The organism is Kribbella endophytica (assembly GCF_054781295.1).
The window spans coordinates 1,374,381-1,388,390 of record NZ_BAAGUR010000001.1 but is presented as its reverse complement, the minus strand read 5'-3'; the positions used below and the strand labels follow the sequence as shown (position 1 = coordinate 1,388,390).

General features: G+C 68.2%; 15 protein-coding genes. 4 read left to right on the top strand and 11 right to left on the bottom strand.

The genetic code is table 11. From position 1 onward, the window contains the following. Window positions 1–49: 49 nt before the first annotated feature. Both ACYVIO_RS06665 and ACYVIO_RS06660 read right to left on the bottom strand, forming a co-directional pair. Window positions 50–469 carry a VOC family protein gene (locus tag ACYVIO_RS06665; protein ID WP_460649761.1) on the bottom strand — a complete coding sequence of 140 codons (420 nt, stop codon included), beginning with the start codon at window positions 467–469 and terminating at the stop codon, window positions 50–52. A gap of 9 nt (window positions 470–478) precedes the next feature. Further along, window positions 479–1,615, bottom strand: a complete 1,137-nt coding sequence (locus ACYVIO_RS06660) for an endonuclease (protein ID WP_460649760.1) — start codon at window positions 1,613–1,615, stop codon at window positions 479–481. Window positions 1,616–1,815: 200 nt separating this feature from the next. Between ACYVIO_RS06660 and ACYVIO_RS06655 the strand changes: the two genes are divergently transcribed. Next, window positions 1,816–3,003, top strand: coding sequence for a chymotrypsin family serine protease (locus tag ACYVIO_RS06655; protein ID WP_460649759.1), 1,188 nt, complete (start codon window positions 1,816–1,818; stop codon window positions 3,001–3,003). Here the strand turns inward: ACYVIO_RS06655 and ACYVIO_RS06650 are convergent, their stop codons facing one another. The 3 genes from ACYVIO_RS06650 to ACYVIO_RS06640 form a co-directional block, all read right to left on the bottom strand. After that, window positions 3,004–3,696: a hypothetical protein gene (locus ACYVIO_RS06650; RefSeq protein WP_460649758.1), complete on the bottom strand. Its 693-nt coding sequence runs from the start codon at window positions 3,694–3,696 to the stop codon at window positions 3,004–3,006. Continuing rightward, window positions 3,693–4,190 (bottom strand): RNA polymerase sigma factor, encoded by a 498-nt coding sequence (locus ACYVIO_RS06645; protein WP_460649757.1) that lies wholly within the window; start codon window positions 4,188–4,190, stop codon window positions 3,693–3,695. The genes ACYVIO_RS06650 and ACYVIO_RS06645 overlap by 4 nt, the downstream gene beginning before the upstream one ends. A gap of 458 nt (window positions 4,191–4,648) precedes the next feature. Next, window positions 4,649–5,593 carry a glycoside hydrolase family 16 protein gene (locus ACYVIO_RS06640; RefSeq protein ID WP_460649756.1) on the bottom strand — a complete coding sequence of 315 codons (945 nt, stop codon included), beginning with the start codon at window positions 5,591–5,593 and terminating at the stop codon, window positions 4,649–4,651. Window positions 5,594–5,733: 140 nt separating this feature from the next. On the opposite strand from ACYVIO_RS06640, the gene ACYVIO_RS06635 reads away from it, so the two are divergent. The 3 genes from ACYVIO_RS06635 to ACYVIO_RS06625 are packed head-to-tail and all read left to right on the top strand — an operon-like array spanning window position 5,734 to window position 7,870. After that, a complete protein-coding gene (locus tag ACYVIO_RS06635) occupies window positions 5,734–6,438 on the top strand; it encodes a GntR family transcriptional regulator (RefSeq protein ID WP_460649755.1) in 705 nt (234 codons plus the stop codon). Window positions 6,439–6,470: 32 nt separating this feature from the next. Further along, window positions 6,471–7,031: an RNA polymerase sigma factor gene (locus tag ACYVIO_RS06630; protein WP_460649754.1), complete on the top strand. Its 561-nt coding sequence runs from the start codon at window positions 6,471–6,473 to the stop codon at window positions 7,029–7,031. Beyond that, window positions 7,028–7,870: a hypothetical protein gene (locus tag ACYVIO_RS06625; protein ID WP_460649753.1), complete on the top strand. Its 843-nt coding sequence runs from the start codon at window positions 7,028–7,030 to the stop codon at window positions 7,868–7,870. Before ACYVIO_RS06630 ends, ACYVIO_RS06625 begins: the two co-directional genes overlap by 4 nt. Window positions 7,871–7,913: 43 nt before the next feature. Here the strand turns inward: ACYVIO_RS06625 and ACYVIO_RS06620 are convergent, their stop codons facing one another. The 6 genes from ACYVIO_RS06620 to ACYVIO_RS06595 all read right to left on the bottom strand — a co-directional run bounded on the left by ACYVIO_RS06620 (window position 7,914) and on the right by ACYVIO_RS06595 (window position 13,915). Further along, window positions 7,914–8,747 carry a carbohydrate ABC transporter permease gene (locus ACYVIO_RS06620; RefSeq protein WP_460649752.1) on the bottom strand — a complete coding sequence of 278 codons (834 nt, stop codon included), beginning with the start codon at window positions 8,745–8,747 and terminating at the stop codon, window positions 7,914–7,916. Beyond that, window positions 8,744–9,718: a carbohydrate ABC transporter permease gene (locus tag ACYVIO_RS06615; protein ID WP_460649751.1), complete on the bottom strand. Its 975-nt coding sequence runs from the start codon at window positions 9,716–9,718 to the stop codon at window positions 8,744–8,746. The genes ACYVIO_RS06620 and ACYVIO_RS06615 overlap by 4 nt, the downstream gene beginning before the upstream one ends. Before the next feature lie 2 nt (window positions 9,719–9,720). After that, window positions 9,721–10,980 (bottom strand): extracellular solute-binding protein, encoded by a 1,260-nt coding sequence (locus ACYVIO_RS06610; protein WP_460649750.1) that lies wholly within the window; start codon window positions 10,978–10,980, stop codon window positions 9,721–9,723. 277 nt (window positions 10,981–11,257) lie between these two features. Then, a complete protein-coding gene (locus tag ACYVIO_RS06605) occupies window positions 11,258–12,160 on the bottom strand; it encodes an ornithine cyclodeaminase family protein (RefSeq protein WP_460649749.1) in 903 nt (300 codons plus the stop codon). Next, window positions 12,157–13,287: an aminotransferase class I/II-fold pyridoxal phosphate-dependent enzyme gene (locus tag ACYVIO_RS06600; RefSeq protein ID WP_460649748.1), complete on the bottom strand. Its 1,131-nt coding sequence runs from the start codon at window positions 13,285–13,287 to the stop codon at window positions 12,157–12,159. The genes ACYVIO_RS06605 and ACYVIO_RS06600 overlap by 4 nt, the downstream gene beginning before the upstream one ends. Continuing rightward, window positions 13,271–13,915, bottom strand: a complete 645-nt coding sequence (locus tag ACYVIO_RS06595; protein ID WP_460649747.1) for a helix-turn-helix transcriptional regulator — start codon at window positions 13,913–13,915, stop codon at window positions 13,271–13,273. Before ACYVIO_RS06595 ends, ACYVIO_RS06600 begins: the two co-directional genes overlap by 17 nt. Window positions 13,916–14,010 lie beyond the last annotated feature (95 nt).

The window sequence follows — 14,010 nt, the reverse complement described above, 5'->3', positions numbered from 1 at the left end:
CCGGCTCAGGCCGGAACCCCAGGCTTTCGAACTCCCTGCAAACGTTGGCTCAGGTGGCGAAGATCTGCGCCTCGTCCGCGAACGCCTTGAACTCCAGGGCGTTGCCCGCCGGGTCGAGCAGGAACATCGTCCACTGCTCGCCAGGCAAGCCCTCGAAGCGCAGGTACGGGTCGATCACGAACGTCTTGCCGGCCGCCTTGAAGCGGTCGGCCAGGGTGTGGAAGTCGGGGATGGACAGGATCAGGCCGAAGTGCGGGACCGGGACGTCGTGGCCGTCCACAGGGTTGTGGATACCCTGCGAACGGCCCGGCGCGAGGTGGGTCACGAACTGGTGGCCGTGCAGGTTCCAGTCGATCCAGGTGTCGGACGAGCGGCCGCGCTCGCAGCCGATGACGGAGCCGTAGAACTCCGCGGCGGCAGCGAGGTCGTCGACCGGCATGGCCAGATGGAAGCGCGGTACAGAAGTCATACCGTCAACCTACGGCCAGATCGACGCGACCCACTCGGGGTGGTCGATGAACGGGTTGCGGTTGTGCTGCCAGTTGTCGAAGATCACCTGGTTGCGGCGCTTCTCGAAGGCGTCCGGCGGGTCGGCCTGGCTCCAGGCCTTCAGCACCGACAGCTTGCCGATGTACGGCGCGGAGCCGTTGTTCACCGAGTTGTTCGGCTCCAGGTTCGCGAACCCGTCGCCGCCCTCGTACCGGACGGCCATGTAGAAGATCATCCGCGCGACGTCGCCGCGGACCGCCGCCCGCGGCGAGAACGAGTCGCCGTCGACAGCGCAGCCCGAGCACTCCGCGACCGTGCCGCCGCCGTTGTCGAAGTCCAGGTTGCCGCGGACGCCGTTCACCGACACGTCCTCGGGCCGCAGGTGGTGCACGTCGGTGCCCGGCCCGGTCGCCGTCCCGAAGTCGCCGTGCGACTTGGCCCAGACGTGCTCGCGGTTCCAGTCGTTCGGGTTGCCGCCGTTGGTCGTCTTCGCCTGTGAGCGCCCGGAGTACAGCAGGATCACGTTGTTGGTGTTGTTCGGGTCCTGGTCGGTGTCCTTCAGCGCGTTCCAGACCTGGTCGTAGCTGAGCTTGGTCTGGTTCGAGATGATCGTGTGCAGCGCCGACTTGAGCGCCGCGCCGGTCTTGCCCTCGGCTCCTGCGTAGTAGTCCGAAGGATCACCCGGGTCGCCCGGATCGGATCCGCCGCCACCGCTGAACGCCGTCGCCCCGGTCAGTCCCGGGTGCGAGAAGTACGCCGCCAGCTTGCCGGTCACCGTGATCTGCTGCCCGACCAGCGACGGGTTCGACTGCAGCCCGTACGCCGAACGGAAGCCGCTCGGGATCTGGACGTACAGCATGCTCGCCGTACTGGTCTGTCCGGCCGAGTCGGCCAGCGCCAGGGCGTAGTCGTTCGGGAAGTTGCTGCGGACCACCGTGTTCGTGGCGGTCGGCTGGCCGACCACGTAGCCCGAGACGGTGCCGGTGGCACCGTTCTGCTGCTGGATGGCGGCGGCAACGGTCAGGGGCGCACTGGTCGCGGCCGGCGCCGGCGTCATGCCGAAACCGAGCAGGGCGAGCAGTACGCCGATCAGCAGCACGGGACGGAGCGAGCGAAGAGTTGTCACGGCGGGTCTCCCACGGGGCGGTGTGGAACGGCGTCGGGAGTCAGTCTGCCCCGTCGTACCGGCTGGTGAACGTCCCAGCGGGCGAAGACTTTCCGGCCGTAGGGTGACCGCGACATTGCAGGATGTTGCCTTCGAGCGGCGAGCGGCCCCCGAGTTCGGCAGACTGCAGGGGTTCAGCACCCAAGTCTGGGGAGTAACGAATGCGTGTGAAGAGGAGATCGCTGTCGATGGCGATCGCCGCGGTGTCGGTCGGTGCCGGTGGGCTCGCGCTCGTCGGTACGCCGTCGGTGGCCCAGCCACTCGGCGTGTCCGACGTCGCGGCACCTTCGGCGGAGGGGGCCGCGCTGGCGGCCGCCCGAGCACAGAAGGAAGCAGCAGCCGCCACGACGCCCGACGGGCCGCAGACGGCTCAGGAGAAACAGTTCAGCCAGGTCGACGACTACGCCACGAAGTCCGGCGGCCTGGGTGTCTACTACGACCAGGCGACGGGCAAGTACGTCGTCCGGATGCCGAAGACGGCGAAGGCCCAGGCGGCCCGGTCCGTGAAGGTCGCCGGTGCCGACACCGGGGTCCTGCCGAGCCGCACCACCAAGGCGGAGCTGACCTCGATCCGGACGGTGCTGGAGAACCGGCAGTGGAAGGACGGCGCGAGCAAGTACAGCTACGCCTTCCACTACGACGCGCAGCGGGACGCCATGTCGGTGACGACGGACGCGCCCGCGGCGACGATGCAGCCGCTGCTGGCCAAGTACGGGCCGGTGCTCGAGGCGAAGTACGGCGACGTCAGCCGGGACTCCCGGCAGAGTGACCCGGCTCCGCACCGCGGTGGTGCCTCGATCACGAACGGCTCGTCGGTCTGCACCAGTGGCTTCACCATCACCTCGACGGCCCGCTACATGGTCACCGCCGGGCACTGCTTCTCGCTCGGTCAGCGCGTCTTCTCCAGCGGTGGCCAGCAACTGTGGGGCACCGTCCGGAGCCGGCCGAGCTTCCCGTACTACGACTTCGAGGCGGTCGGCGGCGGGACGTACGGCTCGGTCATCTACCGCGGCGGCGCGGCCGGGACGACCATCCTGGTCAGCGGCGCCTCCGACCCCGCGGTCGGAGCCGCCTACTGCCGCAGCGGGCAGACGACGTACGAGCTCTGCTCGCAGGTGGTCACCAGCCTGCACGCGCAGTTCTGCGACGACGCCGGCTGCACGGTCGAACTGATCGCCTACCGCGGTCCGGACGGCATGGGCGGTGACTCGGGCGCCCCGCTGTTCCAGTACGTGAACGGCACCGTCCAGATCCGCGGCATGCACATCGCGCACGCGGGTGACGACCAGTACGCCGAGCGGTGGACCACCATCCGGTCCGTCTTCAAGGCGAACATCGCGATCAAGTGATCACTTCAGCTCGACCGTCCAGGGTCCGCCCTGGGCCTCGATCTCCTGGCCTCCGTCGGTCGGGCTGAAGACCTGCGTCGCGTAGAACTGGTAGCTGCCCGGCGCGAGTTTCTCCCCGGCCTGCGTCGTTGCCTCACCGCAACGGCGCAGGCTGATCGTCGAGGTGATGACGTGCCGGTCACCCGGCAGCAGCGTCAGCCTGTCCGCGACGTCGCGGATCGGCGCCGGAGTCGCCACCACCTTGCCCTGCTGGGCCACCGTGAGCGCGGCACTCCGCGCGGTGGTCAGCTCCAGGACCTTGTCGGTCTTGTTGACGACCACGACGTCGACGGCACCGAGGTCCGTCGTCCCGCTGATCGGCTTGATCACCGTCGCGGCACTCAGTTCCAACGGCTGCCCGGCTCGCGGTTCACCACTGGCCGCACCACCGCACGCAGCGATCGCCAGCCCGCTCGCCTCCTGGCGAGCGCCCGCGACTGACGAGTCCCCACTCCCCCCGAGATTCGGTACGACGGCCACCGCCGCGATCGCGATCACCGCGGCCGTGCCCAGGCTCGCCGCTCCCGCGACCAGCGTGTTGCGCCGGCGGCGGCCCTTGATCCGGCCGGCCAGCGCCTGCTCGTCCAGGTCCACGGTGTCCCGGCCCTCGTCCGCCACCGCGCCGAGAAGGTCCTTCAGGTCCTTCGACGTCATTGCACACTCTCCTCTGTCACGCCGAGCTGCGCGGCCAACCTCGATCTCGCATCGGCTAGATGGCGTTTCACCGTGCCCTCGGCGCATCCGAGCTGGTCCGCGATCTCCGGGACCGTGAGGTCCTCGTAGTACCGCAGCACCACACAGGCGCGCTGCTTGGGTGACAGGTCGGACAGTGCGTGGCGGACCGTGTGCGTTGTCGCGAGGTCCTCGCCGTGCTGGTCGTCGGGCTCGACCAGCAGGTGCCTGGTCTCGCGCCACTTCTTCGCCCGCCGCCGGTCGTCGACGTACAGGTTCAGGATCACGCGGCGCACGTAACCCTCGAGCTGCTCGATGTCGTTGCCGACGCGAAGCCGGCCGAACACCCGCAGCAGCGCTTCCTGGACCAGATCGGCGGCGCTCGCCGCTTCTCCGGTCAGCAGGTAGGCGTAGCCGCGCAGTGCCGGGCCGCGGACCGCGACCAGCTCGTCGAACGCGCTCTTCCAGTCAGCCACCGGCACCGTCCTTCGGTTTCCCTGTCGCCAAGCTAGACGACGGACGGGTGCGGAGCGTTGGGGGCGGGATCAGGAGTTTCTCCGGAGCCCGCGACGGTGGTGCAGACTTGGATCTCTTTCACGTCAGCACCACAGAGAGCAGTCAGTCGACTCGAGCGTCGACTGACGATGTTTGAGTCGGTGGGGCGGGGAAGCGCGATGGTCGGACGACCGCGCTGCTCCGCCCCACCTAGGTGTCCGGGCCCCCATCAGACCTCGGCGTCGGCCGCGGTCTGCTCGCCCAGCCACCAGTGAGGCGCTACTGGCGGGCAGCACCTCACCGATCGGTGAGAGGAAGGGCTCAGAGCCCTTCCCCGGTGAGCGGCGTGGTGCGGACGCCGTAACGGACCGTACTCAGTCGGGGACGGAAAGTCCATGGGTTGCCAGGGGGCGTCTCACCGTACTGACCATTAACTGTTTCAGCAGCTGATCGTGTCCGCGTGCGCGGTGCCGGAGGACCGGTACGACGCCACCCGGTCGGCCGCGGCCGACGGGCTCAGGACCTCGTTCTTCGCGTAGTACACCCAGTCCGCCGACTGCGCCCAGACGCTGGTGCCGCCGGAGTGGCCGTTCAGGTCGATGAACCACTGGTTGTAGTTCAGCGTCATGCCCTGCCGCGGGTAGACCGTGTGGCCCTGGCCGTCGTCGGTGTGGTCGGCGACCAGCGCGCCGTCGACGTAGTACTTCACGTGCCCGTTGGCGACCGTCGCGACCAGCGTGCGCCAGCCGGCGTGGCTCTGCCGGCGGGCGGTGCTGGCGCGCCAGCCGTCGAACGGGTCGACCTGGTAGGTGTTCCAGCTGGTGAAGAAGTTCGTCGCGCTGGTCTCACCCCAGCCGCCGTTCGGCAGGTACTCCGAGATGTCGAGCTCGCTGTAGATCGGGTCCCAGTCGTAGCGCAGCGGCGAGATCGTGTAGAAGGTCTGGTTGATCGTGTCGCCGTCGTTGCCGCTGGCCGGTGCGTCGCTGAACTTGAACCGGGTCGCGTAGGTGCCTTCGAAGAAGCGCTGCTGGTTCTGCTGCACCTGGGCGTGCGTCGTACCGCCGGCTGTGCCGTTGGTGCTCGCGCGGAGCTGCAGCGACTGCTGGCCGTCGACGACCGGGAAGCTGATGTTGCTCGCCGCCCAGGTCGCGCCGCCGACGCCGGGGCCGCCGGCGTTCGTTCGGATGCTCCAGTCGTGGGCAGTGAAGGCCGGGTCGGTCCGGGAGCTGTAGCTGAAGTCGTCGAAGAAGGCTCCGCACGCGGCGGCCTTGTCGGGAGTCTGTTCCAGAGCCGGGCGAGCAGAGGCCGGTACGCCCATCGCTGCCGCGACGGCAGCCAGGACGGCGACGGCCGCGGTGGTCCGGAGAGCGCGGGATCGAGCCATGGTGAACACCTTTCTCGGGGCGGAGAGGGTGTGACCACTGGGTCACTCCTGGCAATCTGACGCGTTCGAGTGGTTAAGTCAAGAGGTTGTCTTAACCGTGGGATCGCTCTCACTGGTCAGACCACTGGTAATCTTTGCCCATGCGAAGGACCCAAGCGCGCGACCAACTGCTGGCCCTGATCGAGACCAGCGGGCCGGGTCAGGTGCTGCCGTCCGAGCGCAGCCTGAGCGAGTCGCTGGGCGTCTCCCGGCCGACGCTGCGAGCGGCCCTGGACGACCTGGCCCGGGAGGGCGTGGTGGTCCGCGAGCACGGGCGCGGCACGTTCGTCAGCGCGCGGAGGATCCACCAGGAGCTCGAGCCGACCGAGGCCGGCGACTTCGCCCTGCCGCCCGCCGAGGGCAGCCCGTGGCAGAGCCGGCTGATCAGCTTCGCGGTCGAACCGGCCGGCGCGCGAATGGGCCGCCGCCTCGAGGTCTCACCCGGTGCCGACCTGATCTCCGTCGTCCGCCTCCGCCTCGTCGACGGCCTCCCGATGTGCATCGAGCGCATCCACCTCCCGGCCGGCCTCGTCCCCGGGATCTCCGGCCGCGACTTCGAGACCGGCTCGTTCTACGCGCTCCTCCGCACCCGGTACGACGTGGCGCCGCGCGACGCCGTACAGGTCACCGAGCCGACCGTCACCGATCATCAGGAGTCCGCCCAACTCGACGTACCGCTGCACTCCCCGGCCCTGCTGATCGAGCGCACGACACGAACAGCAGACCGTGCCGTGGTCGAGTACACGCGGTCGATCTACCGCGGCGACCGCTACCGGATCACCACGAAACTGACCTTCCCGGACTGAAATCATGGGCCCTTCGCCGACATAAGAGGGGCATGACGGAGAACAGACACGGTCCCCCGGACGACGAGCGGCTCGCGCGGTTCGAGGCCGTCTTCTCGGCTTGCTACGACCGCCTGGTCGCGTACTACCTCAGGCGGGTGACCAACCACGGCGACGTCGACGACCTGGTCGCCGAGACGTTCCTGGTCGCCTGGCGCAAGCTCGACGCCGTACCGGCCGATGCACTGCCTTGGCTGTACGCCGTCGCGCGCCGCACGCTCGCCAACTACCGCCGCCGCGAAGACCGGCGCTCGGCGCTCACCGAGCAACTCCGGGCGGCGCCGGTCGCCCAGACCTCGTCCGGCCCTGAGGCAGCCGCACTCACCGCGGCGGCCTGGAACGAGCTGCCGGAACGCGATCGCGAACTGCTGTCGCTGATCGCGTGGGAGGGCTTGGAGGTCGATCAGGTCGCCGTGGCCCTCGACTGCTCGCGGAACGCCGTACGGATCCGCCTCCACCGAGCGAGACGCCGCTTCGAGAAGTTGCTGCGGTCGACCGACGAGACACCGGTGGCGAAAACCCTCAGCACAGCTCACGAAGGAGGACCGGCATGAACACTCTGGACAAGATCCGGGCGCTCGACCCGGTCACCGACGAAGACCTTCAGGCGGCCACCCGCAACCGCGACGAGGTCCGGAGCTCCGTGCTGTCTCGAGCAGAGGCGACGGAAGCGGGCAGGCCGAGCGCTGGGGGACCGTCGTCCGTGCGGCAGGGGTGGAACCGGAGCCGCCGCTGGGTGCCGGTCCTGGTCGCGGCGAGCCTGGTCGGTGGGATCGCCCTCACCATGGTCGAGCGGTCCGGCAACTCCCAACCGGAAGCACTGGCGTTCGCCTACCAGGGCGACGATCTGAAGATCACGGTCGTCGATCTGCAGGCCGACACCAAGCGCTTCAACCGGGAACTCGAGCAGCAGGGGCTGAAGTTCAAGCTGGTCCTCGTTCCCGCGACGCCGTCGCTCGTCGGCCAGGAGACCGCGGCAGGCTTCAGTGACGGGTCCAACGCGCGGCACGTGACGGTCGGCGAGACGCCGGCCGGCTGCATGCTCGGCGTCGACACGTCGTGCCACATCGAGATCTCCGTCGCCAAGGACTTCCGCGGTGAGGGAGTCCTCGAGATCGGCCGTCCATTGCGGCCGGACGAGGCTCCCCTCGCCGCCGCGTCACTGAACGCCGTCGGCGAGCCGCTCGCGGGCGCCAAGTGGGGCGTCCTCCGGGTCGGCGAGGCGAAGGAGATGCTGGGTAAGCGCGGCCTGCACGTCAGCGAGTACTCGGCAGAGTTCGACGAGCGCAACTACAGCGAGGTTCGCGAGTCCGTCCCTGACACCTGGTACGTCCGCGACGGCGTCCAGGTCGGCGCGAAGGACGTCAAGCTGACGGTCAGCGAGAAGCCGTAGCAGTTGGATGGCCGGTACGTCGTCGTACCGGCCATCCACCTGACTAGCCCTTGACGGCTCCCGCCGCTACTCCTGCGGTGACTCGGCCCTGGAGGACCAGGAAGATCAGCAGGACGGGGAGCATGAACAGCGTGGCCGCCGCCATGGTGGCGCCCCAGTCGGTGCCGAAGGTGTTGCTGAAGGACGAGAGCCAGACCGGCAGGGTGCGCTGGTCCTGGTTCTTGATGATCAGCAGGTTCGCGAAGGCGAACTCGTTCCAGGCGGTGATGAAACCGAACAGCGACGTGGACAGCAGCCCGGGCGCGAGCAGCGGGAAGACGACCCGCCGGAACGCCTGGAACTGGTTGCAGCCGTCGACCTGCGCGGCCTCCTCGAGCTCGACCGGGATCGCGTTCAGGAACCCGCGCAGCGTCACGATCGTGAACGGCAGTGTGACCATGAAGTAGATCAGGGTCAGCATGGTCAGCTTGTCGAGCATGTCGGTGTCGCGGGCGATCACGTACATCGGGATCAGCAGCGCCTCCCACGGCGTCATCTGCGCGATGAACACCATCAGGATGAACGCCTGCCGGCCGCGCCACTTCATCCGCGCCACGGCGTACGCCGCCAGGCACGCGATGATCAGCGCCATCAGCACCGCCGACACCGCGACCAGCGCACTGTTGCGCCAGAACAGCCAGAACCCGTCGGCGTTCACCGCCGTACCGAAGTGGCTGAAGGTGATGTTGGTCGGGAAGAACGACGGCGTCTCGGCCTGGATGTCCTTGGTCGGCTTGAACGCCGTCAGCACCATCCAGTAGACCGGGAACACCGAGAAGGCGAACACGATCAGGGCCAGCGTGTTGAGCGAGATCTTCCGCCCGATCCGCGTCCTCACAGTTCACCCTCTTCCTTGAACATCTGCCGGAAGTAGGCCAGCAGCGCGACGCCCAGGATCACGACGGTCACCATCGAGATCGCGGCACCGAGGTCGTAGCGGTTCAGCGACTGCGCCACCTGGTAGGCGTAGACCGGCAGCGTCAGCGTCGCGTTGCCCGGGCCGCCCTGGCTGATCGCCCAGATCTGGACGAAGCACTTGAAGACCCAGATGATCTCCAGGCAGAGGATCAGCCCGAACATCGGCCGCAGGATCGGGAACGTGATCAGCCAGAACGTCTTCACCCCGCCGGCGCCGTCGATCTGCGCCGACTCGTGCAGCTCCTTCGGCACGGTCGTCATCGCGGCGTACAAGGTGAGTGCGGCGAACGGCACCGACTGCCAGACGATCAGTACGACGATGATCGCGAACGTCGACGTCCCGTTGGCGAACCACGCGTAGCCGTCGAACTGCTCGAAGCCGAGCGCGACCAGGACCCAGTTCACGACACCGAGCTGGGACTGGAACAGCCACTGGAAGACCGTGGTCGCGGCGATCACCGGGATCGCCCAGGCGACCACCAGCCCACCCATCACGGCCAGTCGCATTTTCTTGCCCAAGGCACCGATCAGCAGAGCGATCAGCGTGGCGAGCACCATGATCAGCGAGACATTGATCGCCGTGAAGACGAACGTCCGCAGGACGACGCCCCAGAACATGTCGTCCGACAGGATCTGCCGGTAGTTGTCGAAGCCGACGAAGTCGGCACCGCCGCGGATCAGCTGGGCGATGCCGAACTTCTGGAACGAGATGATCAGGTTCCGGATCAGCGGGTAGACCAGCAGGTACGCCGTACCGAGCACCGTCGGCGCGACCAGCAGGTACGGCAGCAGACGCACCGGCAGGGAACGCCCCCGCCGCCCGGAGACCGGCGAACCGGTCCGGGCGGCGGGGGCGTGTTCCGCCGTGGTCTCGACGTGGGTGACAGCCACGGCTACTTGGTGTTCAGCGCCTGGGTGATGATCTCGTCGGCCGCCTTCGCGGCAGCCGCCGGGTCACCACCGGTCAGGACCTTGGTCTGGTACTCCTTGATCGGGTTCTTCGCCTCGACCGCGGCCCAGTTCGGCGAGTTCGGGGTCGCCTTGCCGTTGGCGGCGCCGGCGGCCATCGCCGCGACCCCCTCGTCGGCACCGACCGACGCGGCCAGGCTGGTCCGGTTCGGCACGTACTTCATCGACTTGGCCAGGTCGGTCTGCCACTGCTCACCGGCCAGCTCCTTGATGAACGTGTACGCCGCGTCCTGCCCGTCGGAGGCCTCCGGGATGATCAGGTCCGAGCCACCGGTGAAGACCGCGCCCGGCTTGTCGGCGGCCTTGCCCGGGATCGGGAAGAAGCCCAGCTTGTCCTTCAGCGCCGGGTTCGCCTGGGCGATCAGCTCGGCCGCGCCCGGGACCGCGATCATCTGCGCGATCTTGCCCTGCGCGAAGACGTCGGTCTGGGTCGGCTTGGCCTCGTCGGAGTCCTTGGGGCCCTTGCCGAGCGCCTGGATCTGCTTGTAGAACTCCATCCCCTTCTGGGCCTCGGGGGTGGACAGCGCGCCCTTCCAGGCGTCGCCGTCCTTGACCGCGAGGTCGCCGCCCTCGTCCCAGATGAAGCCGGACAGCACGTAGAAGTTCTGGCCGGGCAGGTAGATGCCCTGGTTGCCGTTCGCGTTCAGCTTGGTGGTCGCGGTGATCCACTCGTCGCGGGTCTTCGGCGGGGTCACGCCGGCCGCCTGGAACAGGTCCTTGCGGTAGACGACCACGCGGTTCGCGGCGTAGTACGGGATGCCGTACTGCTTGCCCTCGTACAGCCCCGGACCGGCCAGGCCCTCGATCCAGTCGTCGCCCTTGAGGTCGGACTTCTTGTCGGTCAGGTCCTTGACGCCGCCCGAGGCCGAGTACTGCGCGACCTGGGTGTTGCCGACCTCGATCACGTCCGGCGCATCCTTGCTGGCCAGCGCACCGATGATCTTCGGGCCGATCCCGTTCCACTCCTGGATCTGGACGTTCGCCTTCACGTCCGGGTGCTTGGCGGCGAAGTCGTCGGTGAAGCGCTTGAGGAAGTCGTCGGAGACGCTGCCCTTCATCAGCCAGACGTCGATCGTGGTCGGGCCGTCGGCGGCGGCGTTGTCACCATCGGAGCCACCGCAGGCGGCCACCGTCGTGAGGGAGAGAGCCGCGACCGCGGCGACGGCAAGGGAACGGAACTTCATCGGATCACCTCTGGCGGAGTAGCCGGACCGGCGCCCGGCTGACTGGTATGAACCTGTCGTTCAGTGGCAGCGAGAATTGCGGACGACGGGTCGGCCAGTCAATAGTTCAGTAGGTTCCGTTACTAAGTCGTGAGAGCGTGCGCAGCCATGAATTCCGCGCGAAGTGATCGATTGACAGCGTTATCTGCAGCCTGTGTTGCAAATTGCGCAACAGACCAGTTGGGCGGCTGGTCATTGATTTACCGGACCAGTTGTTTTTTCCGGCAACCGCTTGCTGTTATCTGCCGAGGGCTGCGATCACCGCTGACGCGGTCGCCGCGTCCTGTACGCCGAGGCCCGTCAGGTCCGCGATCGACCTCTGGGTACGCCGGGTGAAGCCGTCGCGCAGGATCGCGCCGACGGACAGGTCGACGGCGTTGCTGATCACTCCGGCCCGTACGGCGTTGCCGTAGTCGCCGTGGTCGAGGCACTGCTCGTGGTCGTCGGTAGCAACGGTCGCGCCGGCGAAGAGCTCGGGCGGCAACTCGCCTTTACCGGGCATGTCGGTGCCGACGCCGGTGATGTGGAGGGCGCCGCTGAAGAGCCCCGAAGGCAGTGGGGATGTCGCAGGCGTTGTGGCGATCACGCAAGTTGCTGCGCTTTCGGTGACCGGTCGGGCCTGAAGACCTGTTGATTGCAGGGTTTCGACCAGCTTTGCGACAGCGTCGGGGCGGCGACCCCAGACTTGAAAGGTGACGTGAGGGCGGAGGTGGGTCAGCCAGATCGCCTGCAGGCGGGCCTGGTCTCCGGTGCCGAGGATCAGGACCTCTTCCACGTCGGCCGGCGCCATCGCGTCGGTGATCAGCGCACCGGCGGCCGCGGTGCGCCAAGCGGTGAGGCGGCCCTCGTCGGCCAGGACGGCGGCGGGCTCGCCGGTGGTCGCGTCGACGACGAGCATCAGGCCGTTGTTCACCGAGGCGAACGTGCTGGCGATCTTGACCGTGAAGTGCGGCGAGCCCTCGACGTACCCGGCCTTCACATGACAGTCGCCGGACGCCGCCGGGAAGTCCAGCACCATCGGGAGCGGGACCTGCGTCTGTCCCTCGGTGTGGGCGATCAGGGCGGAGCGGACCGCGTCGAAGACGAGTTCCGGCTTCACCACCGAGCGGATCTCGTCGAGACCGATCACGCGCAGCGTCATCCTTGCTTCTCCAACCAGTTGCTCCAGGCATCGAGTGCCGGTTCGGGATCGAGGCGGCCGAGACCGACGCGGAAGCGGTCGGTCGGGGTTTCGGTGAGCGCCGAGGAGTAGATGCTCGACGGCAGCAGAAGGACTCCGGCCTGCTCCACCAGCTCGGCGCACATGGCTTCGACGCCATCCGGACCGGCGTACCGGGGAAAGCAGACGCAGCCGCCTTGCGGTGCCTCGAAATCGAAGAGGTCCGGTCGCCGGGCGAAGAAGTCCGCGAAGAGCGGGACGTTCCGCGCGACAATTCCGCGATTGCGTTCCAGCAAGCGATCGCGGGCGCGCAGGCCGATCAACGCGAGGATCTCGCTCGGCGCTGAGTTGCAGATCGACGTGTAGTGCTTGGCACGCTCGAGCTTGTCGAGAACGGCGCGGTCGCGGCAGGCGATCCAGCCGATCCGCAGCCCGGGCAGGCCGTACGCCTTCGACATCACGTTCAGCGACAGCGCCGACGGCGACAGGTCGGTTGCCTGAGGCAACGATGGTCGGTCCAGCTCGAGTCCGCGGTAGACCTCGTCGCTGAACAGCCGGATCCCGCGCTCTTCGCACAAACGCACGAGCCGCTCCCACGCCGCCGGGTCCGGTACGGCGCCGGTCGGGTTGTTCGGGAAGTTCACCGACACGAGCCGGGTCTCGGGTCGCAGCGCGCGCTCGATCGCGTCGACGTCCAGCGCCCACCCGTCTTCGGGCCGCAGCGCAACGCCTGTCACGGTGCCGATGTCGAGCGGGATCGTCTCGGCCGCCTGGTAGTTCGGCGTCAGTACGACGACGTGGTCGCCCGGCTCGAGTAGGACGCGCATCGCGAGGTAGATGCCTTCCTCGGCGCCGGCGAAGCACATCACGTCGTCCGGCTCGAGGCCGTCGTACGTACTGGCGATCTCTTCGCGCAACGCGGGCAGGCCGCGCGTCTCGGTATAGCCGAGCGCGAGCGACTCCCACCGCTCGCGGCCGTCGTCGTCCGCCATCGCGAGCAGCTCGGACATCGGCAGCGACTGCGCGTCCGAGGCGGTCAGGTGGAACCGCGCGCTGAACTCCCAGCGCGAGAAGTACGTCTCCAGCCGGAAATCAGGCAGGGTCGCCATCGGATTCCTTCCGGGCCTCGCCGAGCAGCTGGTAGAGCGCGGACCGGGAGATCTTCAGCGCCCGCGCGACCGCCGGTACCGACCGCCGTTGACTCAGTACGCCGGCCGACTCCAACCGCCCGACCAGCTCCAGCCGGTCGTCCCGGGACAGCCGGTCGACCGTCGCGCCACGCTCGCGGACGAACTCGCCGACCACGTCGTTCAGCGTCTCGGTCCAGTCGTGCTCGAACAGCACCCGCGGCTGCCCGGTCACCGGCGCCGCGAACGCCGCGAGGATCCGGCCAGCCTCCTCGAACGCAGTCCGATCGACGTTGATGCACAGCACCAACCCGGCCTTGCCGTCCGCGTCCCGCAGTACGGCGCTCACGCTCGACAGCCGCCGCCCGTCGGCCAGCGACTTCGGGTAGGGCCCGTAGACGTCGCGCCCGGTCTCCGCCAACTCGTCCAGCTCGCCGAGCAGCGACGGCGCCCCGACCTTCCGCTCCGACAACGGGTTCCAGATCGCCACCACCTGATCGGTCGCCGGATCGTGCAACACCACCTCGGCATGCGGCGACAACAACCGAGCGATCGCGTCACCCACCGGCGCCAGCCGATCGACCTCGGCCTTGAGCTCAGGACTGGACATGCTGTGGACGATACGTCCACAGCAGACAGACTGTCCACACCGAGTGCGAGATCTATTGCGGCCCACAGGTCCGGCGTAGCGTCGCAGCCACTGGG

Bases quoted from the DNA above. Each gene is read 5' to 3' on its own strand.
- ACYVIO_RS06665 (WP_460649761.1), bottom strand. From the start codon at position 469: ATGACTTCTGTACCGCGCTTCCATCTGGCCATGCCGGTCGACGACCTC.
- ACYVIO_RS06655 (WP_460649759.1), top strand. From the start codon at position 1,816: ATGCGTGTGAAGAGGAGATCGCTGTCGATGGCGATCGCCGCGGTGTCG.
- ACYVIO_RS06650 (WP_460649758.1), bottom strand. From the start codon at position 3,696: ATGACGTCGAAGGACCTGAAGGACCTTCTCGGCGCGGTGGCGGACGAG.
- ACYVIO_RS06640 (WP_460649756.1), bottom strand. From the start codon at position 5,593: ATGGCTCGATCCCGCGCTCTCCGGACCACCGCGGCCGTCGCCGTCCTG.
- ACYVIO_RS06635 (WP_460649755.1), top strand. From the start codon at position 5,734: ATGCGAAGGACCCAAGCGCGCGACCAACTGCTGGCCCTGATCGAGACC.
- ACYVIO_RS06630 (WP_460649754.1), top strand. From the start codon at position 6,471: ATGACGGAGAACAGACACGGTCCCCCGGACGACGAGCGGCTCGCGCGG.
- ACYVIO_RS06625 (WP_460649753.1), top strand. From the start codon at position 7,028: ATGAACACTCTGGACAAGATCCGGGCGCTCGACCCGGTCACCGACGAA.
- ACYVIO_RS06610 (WP_460649750.1), bottom strand. From the start codon at position 10,980: ATGAAGTTCCGTTCCCTTGCCGTCGCCGCGGTCGCGGCTCTCTCCCTC.
- ACYVIO_RS06605 (WP_460649749.1), bottom strand. From the start codon at position 12,160: ATGACGCTGCGCGTGATCGGTCTCGACGAGATCCGCTCGGTGGTGAAG.
- ACYVIO_RS06600 (WP_460649748.1), bottom strand. From the start codon at position 13,287: ATGGCGACCCTGCCTGATTTCCGGCTGGAGACGTACTTCTCGCGCTGG.
- ACYVIO_RS06595 (WP_460649747.1), bottom strand. From the start codon at position 13,915: ATGTCCAGTCCTGAGCTCAAGGCCGAGGTCGATCGGCTGGCGCCGGTG.